The sequence below is a fragment of the Klebsiella sp. KP20-425-1 genome, assembly GCF_025813515.1.
GTDB classification, from domain to species: Bacteria; Pseudomonadota; Gammaproteobacteria; order Enterobacterales; family Enterobacteriaceae; genus Klebsiella; species Klebsiella pneumoniae.
In genome coordinates, this window is the sequence record NZ_CP109614.1 from 2,290,122 (window position 1) to 2,305,279 (window position 15,158).

The 15,158-nt window shown below is 57.2% G+C and carries 18 protein-coding genes; 8 read left to right on the top strand and 10 right to left on the bottom strand.

The genetic code is table 11. From position 1 onward, the window contains the following. The first annotated feature begins 65 nt into the window (after positions 1–65). On the top strand, positions 66–1,070 hold the full coding sequence (punR, locus tag OHJ17_RS11210) for a DNA-binding transcriptional activator PunR (RefSeq protein WP_004184276.1): 1,005 nt from the start codon (positions 66–68) through the stop codon (positions 1,068–1,070). Here punR and purR read toward each other — a convergent pair. Beyond that, on the bottom strand, positions 997–2,022 hold the full coding sequence (gene purR / locus OHJ17_RS11215) for an HTH-type transcriptional repressor PurR (protein WP_002907778.1): 1,026 nt from the start codon (positions 2,020–2,022) through the stop codon (positions 997–999). The genes punR and purR overlap by 74 nt on opposite strands. 292 nt (positions 2,023–2,314) lie before the next feature. Between purR and OHJ17_RS11220 the strand changes: the two genes are divergently transcribed. Both OHJ17_RS11220 and OHJ17_RS11225 read left to right on the top strand, forming a co-directional pair. Beyond that, positions 2,315–2,407: a cytochrome bd-I oxidase subunit CydH gene (locus tag OHJ17_RS11220; protein ID WP_002907776.1), complete on the top strand. Its 93-nt coding sequence runs from the start codon at positions 2,315–2,317 to the stop codon at positions 2,405–2,407. Between the two features lie 167 nt (positions 2,408–2,574). After that, a complete protein-coding gene (locus OHJ17_RS11225; RefSeq protein ID WP_002907773.1) occupies positions 2,575–3,741 on the top strand; it encodes an MFS transporter in 1,167 nt (388 codons plus the stop codon). 61 nt (positions 3,742–3,802) lie between these two features. Here OHJ17_RS11225 and sodB read toward each other — a convergent pair whose 3' ends face one another. Continuing rightward, positions 3,803–4,384, bottom strand: coding sequence for a superoxide dismutase [Fe] (sodB, locus tag OHJ17_RS11230; RefSeq protein ID WP_002907771.1), 582 nt, complete (start codon positions 4,382–4,384; stop codon positions 3,803–3,805). 469 nt (positions 4,385–4,853) lie between these two features. On the opposite strand from sodB, the gene OHJ17_RS11235 reads away from it, so the two are divergent. Beyond that, positions 4,854–5,339, top strand: coding sequence for a helix-turn-helix domain-containing protein (locus OHJ17_RS11235; RefSeq protein ID WP_004184275.1), 486 nt, complete (start codon positions 4,854–4,856; stop codon positions 5,337–5,339). Here the strand turns inward: OHJ17_RS11235 and OHJ17_RS11240 are convergent. Next, complete coding sequence (locus OHJ17_RS11240) at positions 5,294–6,166, bottom strand: C40 family peptidase (RefSeq protein WP_004151204.1); 873 nt, start codon at positions 6,164–6,166, stop codon at positions 5,294–5,296. The genes OHJ17_RS11235 and OHJ17_RS11240 overlap by 46 nt on opposite strands. Before the next feature lie 340 nt (positions 6,167–6,506). Between OHJ17_RS11240 and OHJ17_RS11245 the strand changes: the two genes are divergently transcribed. Further along, positions 6,507–6,854, top strand: a complete 348-nt coding sequence (locus OHJ17_RS11245; RefSeq protein WP_002907768.1) for a Grx4 family monothiol glutaredoxin — start codon at positions 6,507–6,509, stop codon at positions 6,852–6,854. A 47-nt stretch (positions 6,855–6,901) separates the two neighbouring features. Here OHJ17_RS11245 and rnt read toward each other — a convergent pair whose 3' ends face one another. The 4 genes from rnt to OHJ17_RS11265 form a co-directional block, all read right to left on the bottom strand. Continuing rightward, positions 6,902–7,549 carry a ribonuclease T gene (gene rnt / locus OHJ17_RS11250; protein WP_002907766.1) on the bottom strand — a complete coding sequence of 216 codons (648 nt, stop codon included), beginning with the start codon at positions 7,547–7,549 and terminating at the stop codon, positions 6,902–6,904. A 137-nt stretch (positions 7,550–7,686) separates the two neighbouring features. Beyond that, positions 7,687–8,094, bottom strand: a complete 408-nt coding sequence (gloA, locus tag OHJ17_RS11255) for a lactoylglutathione lyase (protein WP_002907764.1) — start codon at positions 8,092–8,094, stop codon at positions 7,687–7,689. A 78-nt stretch (positions 8,095–8,172) separates the two neighbouring features. Continuing rightward, complete coding sequence (locus tag OHJ17_RS11260) at positions 8,173–9,270, bottom strand: alkene reductase (RefSeq protein ID WP_002907763.1); 1,098 nt, start codon at positions 9,268–9,270, stop codon at positions 8,173–8,175. 53 nt (positions 9,271–9,323) lie between these two features. Then, complete coding sequence (locus OHJ17_RS11265) at positions 9,324–9,923, bottom strand: TetR/AcrR family transcriptional regulator (RefSeq protein ID WP_004175857.1); 600 nt, start codon at positions 9,921–9,923, stop codon at positions 9,324–9,326. A 139-nt stretch (positions 9,924–10,062) separates the two neighbouring features. Here OHJ17_RS11265 and OHJ17_RS11270 point away from each other — a divergent pair, with 139 nt between their 5' ends. From OHJ17_RS11270 to sodC, 3 genes are all read left to right on the top strand, one after another. Further along, the gene (locus OHJ17_RS11270) at positions 10,063–10,305 is read left to right on the top strand and encodes a DUF1289 domain-containing protein (protein ID WP_004189722.1); all 243 of its coding nucleotides are present in this window, start codon (positions 10,063–10,065) and stop codon (positions 10,303–10,305) included. Between the two features lie 48 nt (positions 10,306–10,353). Then, positions 10,354–11,250, top strand: a complete 897-nt coding sequence (locus OHJ17_RS11275; protein WP_002907760.1) for an aldo/keto reductase — start codon at positions 10,354–10,356, stop codon at positions 11,248–11,250. A gap of 69 nt (positions 11,251–11,319) precedes the next feature. After that, positions 11,320–11,841 (top strand): superoxide dismutase [Cu-Zn] SodC, encoded by a 522-nt coding sequence (gene sodC, locus OHJ17_RS11280; RefSeq protein WP_002907759.1) that lies wholly within the window; start codon positions 11,320–11,322, stop codon positions 11,839–11,841. Here the strand turns inward: sodC and OHJ17_RS11285 are convergent. The 3 genes from OHJ17_RS11285 to OHJ17_RS11295 are packed head-to-tail and all read right to left on the bottom strand — an operon-like array spanning position 11,834 to position 15,001. Then, positions 11,834–13,858, bottom strand: a complete 2,025-nt coding sequence (locus tag OHJ17_RS11285; RefSeq protein ID WP_023159370.1) for an FUSC family protein — start codon at positions 13,856–13,858, stop codon at positions 11,834–11,836. The two genes, sodC and OHJ17_RS11285, sit on opposite strands and share 8 nt — an antisense overlap. Continuing rightward, positions 13,858–14,754, bottom strand: a complete 897-nt coding sequence (locus OHJ17_RS11290) for an efflux RND transporter periplasmic adaptor subunit (RefSeq protein WP_004143835.1) — start codon at positions 14,752–14,754, stop codon at positions 13,858–13,860. Before OHJ17_RS11290 ends, OHJ17_RS11285 begins: the two co-directional genes overlap by 1 nt. A 10-nt stretch (positions 14,755–14,764) precedes the next feature. Next, positions 14,765–15,001 (bottom strand): DUF1656 domain-containing protein, encoded by a 237-nt coding sequence (locus tag OHJ17_RS11295; RefSeq protein WP_004143834.1) that lies wholly within the window; start codon positions 14,999–15,001, stop codon positions 14,765–14,767. Positions 15,002–15,158: the final 157 nt, after the last annotated feature.

Below are 15,158 nucleotides of genomic sequence, written 5' to 3' on the forward strand. Positions count from 1 at the left end.
AGTGCATTGTGGCTTGTGAAACGCTAATATTTGTCACATGCATTCAAAAATTTTGCAGGCAGAAAATGTGGTCTGAATACTCTCTGGAAGTGGTTGATGCCGTCGCCCGTAACGGCAGCTTCAGCGCGGCCGCGCAGGAGCTTCACCGGGTGCCTTCCGCGGTCAGCTATACCGTGCGTCAGCTCGAAGAGTGGCTCGCCGTTCCCTTATTTGAGCGTCGCCATCGTGATGTGGAGTTGACCCCCGCCGGGGTCTGGTTTTTACAGGAAGGGCGCTCTGTTATCAAAAAAATGCAGATCACCCGCCAGCAGTGTCAGCAAATTGCGAACGGCTGGCGCGGACAGTTGTCGATCGCAGTGGATGATATTGTGAAACCGGCGCGGATGCGTCAGATGATCGTCGATTTCTATCGCCATTTTCCCGACGTCGAGCTGATCGTCTTTCAGGAAGTATTCAATGGTGTATGGGATGCGCTTGCCGACGGCCGCGTTGAGCTGGCGATTGGCGCAACGCGATCTATTCCGGTCGGCGGTCGCTATGCGTTCCGCGATATGGGGATGCTGAGCTGGGACTGCGTGGTGGCGAGCGATCATCCGCTGGCAAAGATGGATGGACCCCTGAGCGACGACGTCCTGCGTAACTGGCCGTCGCTGGTGCGGGAGGATACCTCGCGCTCGTTGCCTAAACGGACAACATGGTTGCTGGATAACCAGAAGAGGGTAGTCGTCCCTGACTGGGAATCATCAGCAACCTGTTTGTCGGCAGGACTCTGCGTCGGCATGGTGCCGAGCCATTTCGCCCGTCCATGGATAGATCGCGGCGAGTGGACTGCGCTGGCGCTGGAAAATCCGTTTCCGGATGCCGCCTGCTGCCTGACGTGGCAGCAGAACGATGCCTCACCGGCGCTGAACTGGATGCTTGACTATCTGGGGGACAGCGACACGCTGAATCGGGAGTGGCTGCGGGCGCCGGAGAGATCCGCGCCCGCCAGATGCCTTAACGACGATAATCGACAAACGGGCCATCCGCTACCGAGCGGCGCTCAACCAGACGAGGGTGCACTTCGATAGACTGCGACTCTTCACGCTTGTTGACGATACGATCCAACAGCATGTTAAATGCGGCCTCGCCCAGGGAATCTTTCGGCTGATGAATGGTGGTTAACGCCGGGCTGAAATAGCGGGCGTTGCGCACATTATCATAACCGATCAGCGAAATGTCCTGCGGTACCCGCAGTCCCATTTCATCCGCCGCGCAGATAGCGCCCATCGCCATGATATCGCCGCCGCAGAAGACCGCCGTCGGGCGGTGCTGCTGGTTTAGGATCTGCTGCATTGCGCGGTAGCCGGACTCCGGCTCGAAGTCGCCCTGCACAATCCAGTTTTCCGGCACGCTGATATGCGCCTCTTTCATCGCCTGCATGAAGCCGGCCAGTCGCCCCGCGCCGGTGTTGCGCTCCAGCGGACCCGGGATCACGCCGATTTCGCGATGGCCGCGTTCAATCAGGTAGCGTCCGGCGATATAGCCGCCCTGGAAGGCGTTATCGATCACCGCATCGGTGAAGTCGGCTTTCGCCTCGCCCCAGTCCATCACCACCATCGGGATATGGCGGTACTCTTCCAGCATGCTCAATACCGAATCCGGATACTCGGAACACATCACCAGCAGACCGTCTACGCGCTTTTGCGCCATCATCGACAGATAGGCGCGCTGTTTTTCCAGATCGTTCCACGCGTTACCGAGGATCAGAGTATAGCCCTTCTGGAAGCAGCTCTTTTCAACGGACTCAATAATTTCAGCGAAATAGGCGGCTTCGCTACTGGTCGCCAGCAGGCCAATCGATTTGGTGTGATTGACTTTCAGGCTGCGCGCCACGGCGCTCGGCGAGTAGTGCAGCTCTTTAATCGCCGCCCATACCGCATTACGCGTCTCTTCGGCAACGAAACGGGTTTTGTTAATTACATGTGACACAGTTGTAGTGGAAACGTTTGCGCGTTTCGCTACATCTTTAATAGTTGCCATTACATCTCACTCCATGCCTTGACCTGATCGCCTGATCATCGATACGTAAACGTTTGCCTACACACACCCTGAATACAATTTTCAACATTGCATCACGTCGGGAAAACGACACAGAACGACAGGAAGGGGTCAATGGCCGATACGCTTTTAAATTAGCGTGGGATTTTGTCCGATCTTGGGGCAAAGTGGAAGAGCAAAAATGTGCATCGCCCTAAATCCCGGAAGATTTTTGCGATTTTTTGTGCAAAAATGAGCAAGCTCACTTTTGGTGTGGGGATAACAAGAGGGAAAAATGATGGATACCAATTTAAAGTTTTCGCTGATCACCACGATTATTGCTCTCGGCGTGATTGTCGCTTTCAGCCTGACCGCCATACTGCACTAATGTTTCGCTGAGGGAGGAGCGCCGCTTCCTCCCCATATCCCGCCATTATTATCAATTCCGCAAAAATCTTTTGTCATTTCGTTCACTTTTGTTTTTTTGTGATTGATGTCATGCTTTTGACTTCTGATGTTACGCCGTCCTCTCTGACGGTCTGATGGAGTCATTGAATGAAAATCAACTTTCCTTTACTTGCGCTGGCGATCGGCGCCTTTGGCATCGGTACCACCGAGTTCTCCCCGATGGGATTGCTGCCGGTGATTGCGAAAGGTGTGGACGTCTCGATACCGGTAGCGGGAATGCTGATCAGTGCGTATGCCATCGGCGTCATGGTCGGCGCACCGCTGATGACGCTGCTGTTGTCGCATCGCGCACGGCGCAATGCGCTGATTTTTCTGATGGGGATCTTCACCGTCGGCAACCTGTTGTCATCCATCGCGCCGGATTACACCACGCTGCTGCTGTCGCGGATTATTACCAGCCTCAACCACGGCGCTTTTTTCGGCCTGGGATCGGTGGTGGCGGCCAGCGTCGTGCCAAAGCATAAGCAGGCCAGCGCGGTAGCCACTATGTTTATGGGCCTGACCATCGCCAACATTGGCGGCGTGCCGGCGGCCACCTGGCTTGGCGAAACCATCGGTTGGCGGATGTCCTTCCTTGCTACTGCGGGATTAGGCCTGCTGGCGATGGTTAGCCTGTGGTTCTCCCTGCCGAAGGGCAGCGCGGGGGAACGTCCTGATGTCAAAAAAGAGCTTTCTGTCCTGCTGCGCCCGCAGGTGCTCTCCGCGTTGCTGACCACCGTGCTGGGCGCCGGGGCGATGTTTACGCTGTATACCTACATTTCGCCAGTGCTCAATACGCTGACCCACGCTTCATCGCTGTTTATAACCGCGATGCTGGTGCTGATTGGCGTCGGTTTTTCGCTAGGCAACTATCTGGGCGGCAAATTTGCTGACCGGTCGGTCTCCGGCACGCTGAAGGGCTTTCTGCTGCTGCTGATGGCGATCATGCTGGCGATCCCGCTGCTGGCGCAATCCCAGGCCGGGGCGGCCATCAGCATGATTGTCTGGGGCGCAGCAACCTTTGCGGTGGTTCCGCCGCTGCAGATGCGGGTTATGCGTGTAGCGCATGAGGCGCCGGGGCTCTCTTCTTCGGTGAATATCGGCGCGTTCAACCTCGGCAACGCGCTGGGCGCCGCCGCCGGTGGGGCGGTGATCTCTGGCGGACTGGGATATGCGTTTGTGCCGGTGATGGGCGCGATTATCGCTGGTCTGGCGCTGCTGCTGGTCTGGTTTAGCGGGCGAGCGCAGCCGGAAGAGGCTTTCGCCAGCCAGTAATCATCGGCTGGGCAAGGGCAAAAAAAACCGCAGCCGGGGATACCCCGCTGCGGTTTGTCGTTTATGCCGCGAGGTTAGCCGCAACAAACTTCCAGTTAACCAGCGCCCAGAAGTGGTCCAGGTAGCTTGGACGGGCGTTGCGATAGTCGATGTAGTAGGCGTGTTCCCAAACGTCAACGGTCAGCAGCGGCTTCGCGTCGGTGGTCAGCGGGGTACCGGCGTTGCTGGTGGAGACGATAGCCAGGCTGCCGTCGGCATTTTTGACCAGCCAGGTCCAGCCAGCGCCGAAATTTTTCGCCGCGGCATCGGTAAATTTGGCTTTAAAATCCGCGAAGCTGCCGAAAGATTTGGCGATTGCGGCCGCCAGTTCGCCTTCCGGTTCGCCGCCGGCGTTAGGCGCCAGGCAGTTCCAGTAGAAGGTGTGGTTCCAGACCTGCGCTGCGTTGTTGAACACGCCGCCTTCAGACGTGCGGACGATCTCTTCGAGGGACTTGCCTTCGAACGCAGTGCCTTTGATCAGGTTGTTGAGGTTAGTGACATACGCCTGGTGGTGTTTACCGTAGTGATATTCCAGGGTTTCTGCGGAAATGTGCGGCGCCAGGGCGTCTTTTGCATATGGTAATGCAGGTAATTCAAACGACATTGCTACTCTCCTTATAACTTTTTGTTTTATCTCACATTGACAGGATGAGGTTTTCACCTGAATCGTGTTCTGACCGCCCGACGCTGTCGCGTCCCGGGCGTGTTATTGTATTGAGAATGTTAACATTTGCCGCAAGCAGTGAAAAGCCTTACAACGATAAAGGCTATTATCACCGGTGCATGTGGTGAAGGCTTAACCGTTTTCTGCAGGAGTGGGTGATAAGCCGCCAAAATTGTTGCAACCATGTATAAGGAGATGCCCTCTGCGGATTTGCGAACTCGCATGGCGATTAACTACTCTGCTTCGCCGCTGTCAAGCAATGCGCTGGACAAAAAATAAAACTTTAATATCAAATGATTAATAAAAATATGCGCTCAGGCAATCGTCGCTATGCCAATAATTCATTGTCTATTTTTTAATTTGTATGACAAACATAGCCGCCAGCAGTAATTTCCCCAGGATGACGACGATGGCAAAAACAGATGAGGTGGTGAGCGCGAAAATGATCCCGGTGGTGCAGGGGATTGTTGACTGGATCGAAGCACATATTTTCGACACCCTGTCGGTGAGCGCGATTGCGAAAAAGTCCGGCTACTCACACTGGTACTTCCAGCGACAATTCGCCATGGTAACGGGCTGCACGCTGGCGAGCTACGTCAGCCGACGAAAGATGACGATTGCGACAATCTATTTAACGCAGACGCAGGCGTCGATACAGAGTATTTCTCAGTGCCTGGGATACGAGGGACAAGCCGCTTTCTGCCGGACCTTTCACCGTCACTTTGGCATGTCGCCGACCCGCTATCGTCGTGATACGCCGGGCAAAGAGAGCAATATGCAATATCCCTTGCGGGTGGGGATGGAGATCGAGCAGGAGAGGCGGTCTGCCGCCGCAGCGGCAGACCGGGATCAGCGAATGGTTTTCGGCGTCATGACGCGACGAGCGCCGACATAATGGCGAACCCAGTAATCCTCGCTCAGGGAGGTGATTTGAATATCACGACCTGTGCGCGGCGACTGAATGAATTTTCCGTTGCCGACGTAGACGCCGACATGGTCGGCAGCGCCCCGTCCGCGGGTGCGGAAGAAGACTAAATCGCCGCTCTGCAGTTCATCACGATCCACCGGACGCGCATCGCGCAGGTGGTACATTTCGTTGGCCGTACGCGGGATGTGGATCTTGACCAGGTCCTTATAGGCGTAATAGACCAGCCCGCTGCAGTCAAACCCGGTGCGCGGCGAGGTGCCGCCCCAGCGATAGGGTTTACCCAACTGGCCCATCAGTTTATTCATCGCGGTACTTTGCGCTTTTTGCACCCGGACCTTGTGGGCGTCGGCGATCGTTAAATTCGCTTCGCTGGCCTCGGGCTTACAGCGTTTTTTATAGCCCTTGCGCACCACGCATTTGCTTTTGACGCTGTTTAGCGCCAGGGTCGGCTCGGCGCTGGCGGCGACCGTTTTCGCGCACTGCTTTTTATAACCTTTACGCAGCACGCATTTTTTCGTCGCGCCGGCGGCCTGACGATGAAGTGCGGTTTGGCTTGCTGCGGTAGTGCGGGTAGGGAGCCGGGTGCGCGAGGACTTTTTACTGGTGGTTTTAGCGGTGGTTTTAGTTTTTTGACTGGTTGCTTTTTTCTTGCGCTCTGAGCCACTTTTCGCGGGCAACGCTTTTGGCGAAGCGGAGGCGTGCGTATGCCCTGATGCCTGAGCCAGTGGCGTGAATGAGATAGACGTGAACAGTAATGCACAGAGCGATATCGCGATTTTGTTTAGCCGCGCCACTGAGCAATCCCCTGATTAATTACAGACATGTACAAATGCCTGACGATGAATGACAAACCGGAATGATTCTAAAGCATAAAAAGCCGGAAAGTTAATATTCTTTTGTATCAAAAATGTCGATTGGTTAACGATTGCAAGAAAACGCGTCAGACATTGACCGCCTCGCACAGAAAATGCGCAATGAGCGCCCGCCTGTGACCGCAAAATGATATTTTTAAGGCAACTTCGCGCAACAGAAGATAAAATATGAATAGTGAAAAAAATGTTATTATCCGTCCTGCCTACAGGACGCTACAATGACAAGTTACTGCCGTAGAAAGAAGTTTAAGGAAGCACGACAATGAGCTCGACTTTAGAAAAGATCCAACGCCAAATCGCTGAAAACCCGATCCTGTTGTACATGAAAGGGTCGCCGAAGCTGCCAAGCTGTGGTTTCTCTGCCCAGGCCGTTCAGGCGCTGTCCGCCTGTGGCGAACGTTTTGCTTACGTTGATATCCTGCAGAACCCGGATATCCGCGCCGAGCTGCCTAAATACGCCAACTGGCCGACTTTCCCGCAGCTGTGGGTAGACGGTGAACTGGTGGGCGGCTGCGATATCGTCATCGAAATGTACCAGCGCGGTGAACTGCAGCAGCTGATCAAAGAGACGGCGGCAAAGTACCATACCGACGAGCCAAAAGCGGAGTAATTCCCGCCATCAGTAAAAAAGCGACTTCCTGGAAGTCGCTTTTTTTATCACTCCGGGGTGGCCACTGGCAGCGGCCAGCCGCCCAGACGCTTCCAGCGGTTCACGATCTCGCAAAACAGCTGCGCCGTCTGCTCGGTATCATACAGGGCGGAGTGAGCCTGCGCGCCGTCGAACGGCATACCCGCGGCAATACAGGCTTTCGACAGCACCGTCTGGCCCAGCGCCAGCCCGCTTAGCGCGGCGGTGTCGAAGGTAACAAACGGATGGAAAGGGTTGCGTTTAAGTCCCGCGCGTTCGGCGGCGGTCATGGTGAAGCTGTGGTCAAAGGTGGCATTGTGCGCCACCATGATTGCCCGGCTGCAGTCGCTCTCTTTCATCCCTTTGCGCACCATTTTGAAGATGGCATGCAGGGCATCGTATTCGCTGACGGCCCCGCGCTGCGGGTCATGCGGGTTAATCCCGTTAAAAGCCAGCGCTTCGGGCTGCAGATTGGCGCCCTCGAAAGGTTCAACATGGAAATGCAGCGTTTCATCGGGCATCAGCCAGCCGTGCTCATCCATCTTCAACGTAATGGCGGCGATCTCCAGCAGGGCGTCGGTTTTGGCGTTAAATCCTGCGGTTTCAACATCGATCACCACCGGATAAAAACCGCGGAAACGGTCGCACAGACCATTCAGTTGAGCGTTCTCGGACATCAGATTCTCTTAGCTGGAAAAAAGTAGCGCGCATTATGGCAAATTTTGCCGCGGCTTGCAGCAGGCAGGGGTGAAAACAACGGGCGCCGTAGCGCCCGGGCGAGCCATGGCATTAAATATGCCAGCGTGGGGAAGCGTTAGTTGCCCAGACCTTTGCCGGCATCTTTCTCTTCAATGAGCTCGATTTTGTAACCGTCCGGATCTTCCACGAAGGCGATGACGGTGGTGCCGCCTTTTACCGGCCCGGCTTCACGGGTGACGTTGCCCCCGTTCTGACGGATCCGTTCGCAGGCTTCGGCGGCGTTATCGACGCTCAGCGCGATATGGCCGTAGGCGGTGCCCAGCTCATAGCTGTCCACGCCCCAGTTGTAGGTCAGTTCGATTACCGCGGTTTCGCTCTCTTCGCCGTAGCCGACAAAGGCGAGGGAGTACTTGTACTCCGGGTTTTCGCTGGTGCGCAGCAGCTTCATGCCCAACACGTTGGTATAGAAGTCGATAGAACGTTGCAGGTCGCCAACGCGCAGCATGGTGTGGAGTAAGCGCATAATGTCCCCTATGCAGTTTATTTGATAGATCAGAACGTTGAGTATAGCGGCGATACGTCGCCGCTATCAATGGAGGGATTACAGAGTCGGGTAATCGGTGTAGCCTTCCGCGCCGCCGCCGTAGAAGGATTCCGGGCGTTGCGGGTTAAGCGGCGCTTTTTTCTGCAGGCGAGCCACCAGATCCGGGTTGGCGATGTAATCGCGGCCAAAGGCCACGGCATCAATCAGCCCTTTATTGATAAGATCGTTGGCTTTTTCTACTGTGTAAGCGCCAGCGCCAATGATCACCCCCGGGAAGCGGTCGCGGACTTTCTGACGGAAAGCTTCACTGTAAGGTTTGCCGCCCGCCCAGTCCGGCTCGGACATGTGCAGATAGGCGATACCGCGTTTCGCCAGCTCGCTAATCAGATACAGCGCGTCTTCTTCTTCGTTCGGGCCATTATCCACATTCTGGAAGCTGCCAATCGGCGACACGCGGATGCCAATGCGCTCGGCGCTCCACTCTTGACTCACGGCGTCAACCACTTCCAGTACCAGACGGGCACGGTTCTCCACGCTGCCGCCGTACTGATCGGTACGCTGGTTCGCCGATGGCGAGAGGAACTGGTGCAGCAGATAGCCGTGGGCTGAGTGCAGCTCAACCAGATCGAAGCCGGCGTCACGGGCATTGCCGACCGCCTGACGGAAATCGTTGACGATCCCTGGGATCTCTGCGGTTTCCAGGGCGCGGGGCATTGAGGTGTCGACGCGAATGGCGTGGCCGTTTTCGTCACGCAGTGAGGTACGGGTGCCCGCGCTCAGCGCGGAAGGCGCTACCGGGGCGGCGCCGCCAGGCTGCAGGCTGCTATGGGAAATACGCCCGGTGTGCCACAGCTGGACGGCGATATGACCGTTTTCGGCATGAACGCCGGCGGTGATTTTCTGCCAGGCGGCAATCTGCTCCGGGCTGTGCAGCCCAGGCGCGCCGGCGTAGCCTTTGGCCTGCGCGGAGATCTGCGTCGCTTCGGTGATGATCAGCCCGGAACTGGCGCGCTGGCGGTAGTATTCGCCCATCAGCGGAGTAGGGATATCGCCCGGCTCAATGCTGCGCAGACGCGTCAACGGCGCCATAAATACGCGATTAGGGACGGTGACCGCACCGACTTTCAGTGGGCTGAATAATTTTGCTTCCGACATAGTGACTCCTGAGTAGACCGGTCGTCTAGTAACTGATGAAATAAAAACGCCTGTTATACCGCAGGCGCTGCAATAATCTGTTTGGCGTGGGCAAGGGCGCTTTCCAGCGGCGTTGCGCTACGCGTAATTTTGGCCTGCAGGTTGGCCCCGAGCCACAGGGAATACAGCACCTGCGACAGGGTCATGGCCTCGCCGTCAAATGCGAGACTGCCTTCCTGACGTCCTTTCTCCAGCGCGTCGCCCAGCAGGGCGATAATCTGGCTGGCTCCGCGATCCATGGCGGCGCGCATATCTTCCGACAGATCGCAAACCTCCGCGGATAGCTTGACAGTAAGACACCCGCTAATAATCCCCTGCTGGCAGAACTGATTCAGCGTGTGCTGATAGTAGGCCAGCAGGCGATCGCGATAGTTACCGTCGCCATGATCGAAGTGGTCGACCAGGCGCTGCAGATATCCGGTGTAGTGATGTTCAAGCAGCGCGACGCCGAAGGCTTCCTTAGAGCGAAAGTAGTGATAGAAAGAGCCCTTGGGCACCTCCGCCGTCTTCAGAAGTTCGCTTAAGCCCATTCCGGTAAAACCGCGATGCATGCAAAGCTGCTCGCCGGTGGCCAGGATATGTTCTCGGGTATCGCAATCGCTGTGTCTGTTCATGCTGCACACTGTATTAGACCGATTGGTCTAATGCAAGCGTCGGCGGAAAAATGTTAGCTGGCGCAGCACGTAGTGAACAAAATTTGCGTCGGCGCGGGGAAACGTCTTCAATGAAAGGAGACGAGGGGACAGGAGGCGTGTGGTGGCAGAGCAGTTAGAATTTTTCCCGGTGCAGAGCCCGTGCCGGGGAATATGTCAGACCGATGAGCGCGGCTACTGTCGCGGCTGTTTCCGCAGCCGTGAGGAACGTTTTAACTGGCAAACGATGAGCGATGCGCAGAAACAGGAGGTTTTGCGTCTTTGCCGCCAACGGCTGCTGCGCAAAATACGCGCGAACAGGCCGGAGCCGGCGGAAGAACCGCAGCAACCCTCACTGTTTTAAGCCAAAAATTACGTATACTCAGAGCACTTTTTTATTGAGGAAGCGGTTATGGTTCAGCGTATTGCTATGGCTCCCCAGGGGCCGGAATTTTCACGTTTTGTGATGGGCTACTGGCGTCTGATGGACTGGAAAATGTCCCCTGGCGAGCTGGTCAGCTTTATTGAGCAGCATCTCGATTTAGGCGTAACCACCGTCGATCACGCCGATATCTATGGCGATTATCAGTGTGAGGCTGCCTTTGGCGAAGCGCTGAAGCGAGCGCCGCATCTGCGTAGCCGGATGGAAATCGTCAGCAAATGCGGTATCGCCACCCGGGCGCGCGCTGAGAACACCATTGGCCACTACATTACCGACCGCGATCACATCGTGCTCAGCGCCGAGCAATCGCTGCGTAATCTGGCGACGGACCATCTCGACTTGCTGCTGATCCACCGGCCGGACCCACTGATGGACGCCGACGAGGTAGCCGAAGCTTTTCTCGCGCTGCATCATAGCGGTAAAGTGCGCCATTTTGGCGTCTCGAACTTTACCCCCGCCCAGTTCACCTTGCTGCAGTCACGTCTGCCGTTTACCCTGGCCACCAACCAGGTCGAAATTTCACCGGTGCATCAGCCGCTGCTGCTCGACGGTACTCTCGATCAGCTGCAGCAACTGCGTATTCGTCCGATGGCGTGGTCTTGTCTTGGCGGTGGTCGCCTGTTTAACGAAGAGGGCTTCCAGGCGCTGCGCGATGAGCTGGCGCAGGTGGCGCACGAGCTTAACGCCGACAGCATCGAACAGGTAGTTTATGCCTGGGTGCTGCGTCTGCCGTCGCAGCCGCTGCCGATTATTGGCTCGGGCAAAATCGAGCGCGTGCGCTCGGCGATTGTGGCTGAAAAACTCAGCATGACCCGTCAGCAGTGGTTCCGCATCCGTAAAGCCGCGCTCGGGTACGACGTACCGTAACGGGCATTTCCCCTCCGGAAAGGCGTTCCTGGTTTACACTTAACAGGGAGACAGCCATCCGGAGGTGTTATGCAACGATGTATTCTCGCGATCTTATCCCTCGCATTTTGCGCTGGCGCACAGGCCGTTAGTGAAGATGTGCAACTTAATCTCGTGACCAACCAGGGCGTCGGTCAGACCATCGGCAGCGTCAAAATCACCGAAACCGACCGCGGACTCGAGTTCGCCCCCACTCTGCGGGCGCTACCGCCGGGCAAGCACGGGTTTCATATTCATGCCGAAGGCAGCTGCCAGCCGGCGATGAAAGAAGGTAAAGCCGTGGCCGCCGGGGCGGCGGGCGGACATTACGATCCGCAGCATACCGGCAAACACGAAGGGCCGTTGGGGGCCGGGCATCTTGGCGACCTGCCCCTGCTGGTGGTCAACGATGCGGGCGTAGCCGACCAGCCGATTATTGCTCCGCGCCTGAAAACGCTGGCGGAGGTGAAAGGGAAAGCGCTGATGGTCCACGTAGGCGGGGATAACATGGCCGACAGTCCGCAGCCGCTGGGCGGCGGCGGCGAACGGTTTGCCTGCGGGGTGATTAAGTAGTTCCTTCGCCAATTGTGCCGGCCACCGGGGCCTGTTCCAGCTGCGACAGGGCGCAGTACAGTCGCCAAATCGCGGCGGCCAGTTCCCGCGCCGCCGGCTGATGATGGTGGTTCAGGGCGTCGCAGATCCGCTGCAGCTCCTGCAGGGTGGAGGCCAGCGGGCGCTGCTGCACGCCGCGCTCGCTCATCACATCGCGTAACAGGTTGATGCACAGGTCGCGCACCTGGGCGAGAGGATCGGAGCGGGTTTCCCATTCGCGAAGCTGCCAGACGACGTGCGAGCAATTGAGCAGCACGACGCCCCAACGCAACAGCCAGCGGCGCGCCAGGGCATCCTTACTCTGGCTGAGCTGACTGACGTGGTGATAGACCAGCGATTCAAATTCATGCTCACTGTGCTGAGGATGACGGCTGAGCTGATCGACAAAGTGACGCCGTAACGCTCTGATATGGCGTCGCCCTTTGCGGGCGTCCGAGCCCGGACTCAGTACCGCAAAGGCCAGCCAGGCAAAGCCTACCCCGACAATCTTGCTCAAATTATCATTGAAAAAGGCCGCATAATCGTACACCGGCGGGTTGGTGACGGCGATAAACGAGCCCATAAAGACGATAAGCTGTCCCCACAGGCCGGCGTATTTGGGCCACTGCAGTTTGAATAACTGCATGGTGGTCAGGAGCGGGAACAGGAACAGCAGAAACTGCCACAGGTCGGTTACCTGCACCATCAGGCCGAACTTCACCACGAAACTGAATAGCGACAGCAGGACCAGAGTCTGCATCAGCAATGTCAGCGAGCGAAACGGCGAGGCGGATACGGAGTAGAGCACGCAGCAGATGGAGGCCAGGGTCAGGGCCGCCGCGCAGCTGGTCCACTGGGTACTGATCCCCCATGCGCCAATCGCCACCAGCGCGCAAAAGGTACGGACACCGTTGAGCAACGCCTCCGCCTGATCGGTATGGCGGGCTAACGGCGGGGCGGCGGGCACATTGAACTCGGCGATCGCCGAGGCATTTTCAACGCGGCGGATCCAGCGGCTGCTCTCCAGGTAAATGCGACAGAAATAGCGCAATCGCGCCCAGAAAGCGATGTGCCGGTAATCGGCATCCTGCCGCGGCGCCAGCGGCGCCAGGATCCGCGCAACGTGATAGCTGTCGGCATGAGGGGTGGCGAGCTCGGCGAGCAGCGACTCCAGTACCTGGCGAGTGTTCGCCGGCGCGTCAGGCCAGTTCAGCAGCATCCGTCGCAGACTGGAGATGACGCTGGTCATTCTGAGCTGCTGATGCAGGAGGTAGTTCAGCAGAGGATTCTGCCGACGGAAACGGTAGTGGCTCCAGAAGGCCTGGATACGCAGCAGGTTCATGGTCAGGATCTGGCCAATCACGCTCTCATGGGCGGTGCGAATGGCATCCGTCGTCTCCGGCACCCACAGCAGGCTGGCGTGCTCCAGCAGCCGGGCGTGCATGGTTTTCAGGGCCGTCAGCAGGTTGCTGCCGTCGGAGGTGCTTGGCAGGATCATCATCATTAGCCCGCCGCATAGGATCCCGACGATGACTTCGCAGACGCGCGACTGGGCGATGACCCACAGTTCGTAGCTGTCGCTGATGTTAATCACCGGAAAGGCGATGATGGCGCAGGTATAGCCCGCCAGCTGAAAGGCGTAGGCGACGTTGTTGGTGAACAGGGCGCAGGCCCAGGTGCAGAGCGCCAGCCAGCCGGAGATACTGAACAGAAACAGCCAGGGATCGTTGAGTGTATGACCGGCAAGCAGCAGGGCGGCGCAGGCGCCGAGCAGGCTGCCTGCGATGCGGCCAAAACTTTTACTGATCACGCCGCCGACGGTGGGAAAGCTGACCACCGCCGCGGACGTCATCGCCCAGTAGGGCTCATCAAGATCCAGCGCATAGGCGATACTCAGCGCAAGACACATCGCGATGCCGTTGCGCAATGCGTACCGCCACTGCGGCCGGGTGGCTTTAACCCAGGGGAGTGCGCGCCACGACAGGGTCTGCAGGTTCATTACTGCCCGCCAATTGAGACAGTGCAGGTGGTGCCGGAGACCAGGGTGACATCGGCCGGCAGCGTATCAAAGGCAATTCGCACCGGAACGCGTTGGGCGAGACGAACCCAGGGGATATTTGGTTTGATGTTGGCCACCAGCCCGGTTCCCTGTTCCACGCTCTGGTCGACAATCGCGCGGCCGATGCTCGCGACATGGCCCTTTAGCGTCTGCTGATTGCTATAGAGAATAATTTGTGCCGGATCGCCGATGCGAATGTGGCGCAGTTTGGTTTCTTCGAAGTAGCCCAGCACGTAAAACGAGTGGCTGTCCACCAGGGCAAAGACCGGATGGCCGGTGGTAGCGTAATCACCGACGCGGGTGGAAAGGTTAGTCACCCAGCCATCCACCGGCGCTTTGACAACCGTCTGGCTGAGCTGCCACTGCGCATGTTTCAGCGCCGCTTCGGTTACGCCGACCCCCGCTCTGGCGGCAGCCAGGGTGGTGGTGGCGGTATTCAGGGCGGTATTGACGTTCTCAAGATCTTCAGCCGAGATGGCATTTTGCGACAGGCTGCGGCGACGGCGAGCCTCGCTGGCGGCCTTGCTTTGCTCCGCCTGCGCTTTCGCCACCTCCGCCTGGGCTTTCGCCAGCTGCGCCTGGGCGTTCAGCACCGCGATGCGATAGGGGGTGTCGTCGATGGTAAACAATACTTCCCCGGCTTTGACCCGTTGGTTATCGGTTACGTTCAACTGCAGAATACTGCCGGAGACCTGAGGGGTGATCCCAACCTGCTCGGCGCGCACTTTGCCGTCGCGGGTCCAGGGTGACTGAGTGTAGAAATTCCATAACAACCATGCGGCAATCAGGGCGACGGCCGCGACCAGCAGCGTTGACAGATATTTTAATCTTTTCATAACAGGGAGATCACCAGGCAATGAGCAATACCAGGGCCAGACAGACCGAGAGCGCGAACAGGGAGAGATCCATTAGTAGCGGGTGCCAGATGTCGCCCGCATACATCCAGTCACGCAGCTGGCGATGTAAAAACAACCAGATAAAGAAACCCAACAAGACGGCTTTGAACAGCGGAGGGAAATAGACGGATGCGCCGAACACCAGGTCCTGCAGCGGCAATCCGGATGTGTTAAGACTCAGTTTCACAAGCAAAAATCCTTTGCCATTACAGGGGTAACCTCAGGACGTGCTACTCTTTAACAGTGTAAATCATTGTTTTGGTTTTTGTTGAATCAAGTAATTCATTTGTTTTGATAATTCAAATGCTGCACACTATTCTAAAATCAGTATAATAACTTAGCAA

What these genes read in the sequence shown, in the direction of transcription:
- punR (WP_004184276.1), top strand. Translation starts at nt 66, where the DNA reads ATGTGGTCTGAATACTCTCTGGAAGTGGTTGATGCCGTCGCCCGTAAC.
- purR (WP_002907778.1), bottom strand. Translation starts at nt 2,022, where the DNA reads ATGGCAACTATTAAAGATGTAGCGAAACGCGCAAACGTTTCCACTACA.
- OHJ17_RS11220 (WP_002907776.1), top strand. Translation starts at nt 2,315, where the DNA reads ATGATGGATACCAATTTAAAGTTTTCGCTGATCACCACGATTATTGCT.
- OHJ17_RS11225 (WP_002907773.1), top strand. Translation starts at nt 2,575, where the DNA reads ATGAAAATCAACTTTCCTTTACTTGCGCTGGCGATCGGCGCCTTTGGC.
- sodB (WP_002907771.1), bottom strand. Translation starts at nt 4,384, where the DNA reads ATGTCGTTTGAATTACCTGCATTACCATATGCAAAAGACGCCCTGGCG.
- OHJ17_RS11235 (WP_004184275.1), top strand. Translation starts at nt 4,854, where the DNA reads ATGGCAAAAACAGATGAGGTGGTGAGCGCGAAAATGATCCCGGTGGTG.
- OHJ17_RS11245 (WP_002907768.1), top strand. Translation starts at nt 6,507, where the DNA reads ATGAGCTCGACTTTAGAAAAGATCCAACGCCAAATCGCTGAAAACCCG.
- rnt (WP_002907766.1), bottom strand. Translation starts at nt 7,549, where the DNA reads ATGTCCGAGAACGCTCAACTGAATGGTCTGTGCGACCGTTTCCGCGGT.
- gloA (WP_002907764.1), bottom strand. Translation starts at nt 8,094, where the DNA reads ATGCGCTTACTCCACACCATGCTGCGCGTTGGCGACCTGCAACGTTCT.
- OHJ17_RS11260 (WP_002907763.1), bottom strand. Translation starts at nt 9,270, where the DNA reads ATGTCGGAAGCAAAATTATTCAGCCCACTGAAAGTCGGTGCGGTCACC.
- OHJ17_RS11265 (WP_004175857.1), bottom strand. Translation starts at nt 9,923, where the DNA reads ATGAACAGACACAGCGATTGCGATACCCGAGAACATATCCTGGCCACC.
- OHJ17_RS11275 (WP_002907760.1), top strand. Translation starts at nt 10,354, where the DNA reads ATGGTTCAGCGTATTGCTATGGCTCCCCAGGGGCCGGAATTTTCACGT.
- sodC (WP_002907759.1), top strand. Translation starts at nt 11,320, where the DNA reads ATGCAACGATGTATTCTCGCGATCTTATCCCTCGCATTTTGCGCTGGC.
- OHJ17_RS11285 (WP_023159370.1), bottom strand. Translation starts at nt 13,858, where the DNA reads ATGAACCTGCAGACCCTGTCGTGGCGCGCACTCCCCTGGGTTAAAGCC.
- OHJ17_RS11290 (WP_004143835.1), bottom strand. Translation starts at nt 14,754, where the DNA reads ATGAAAAGATTAAAATATCTGTCAACGCTGCTGGTCGCGGCCGTCGCC.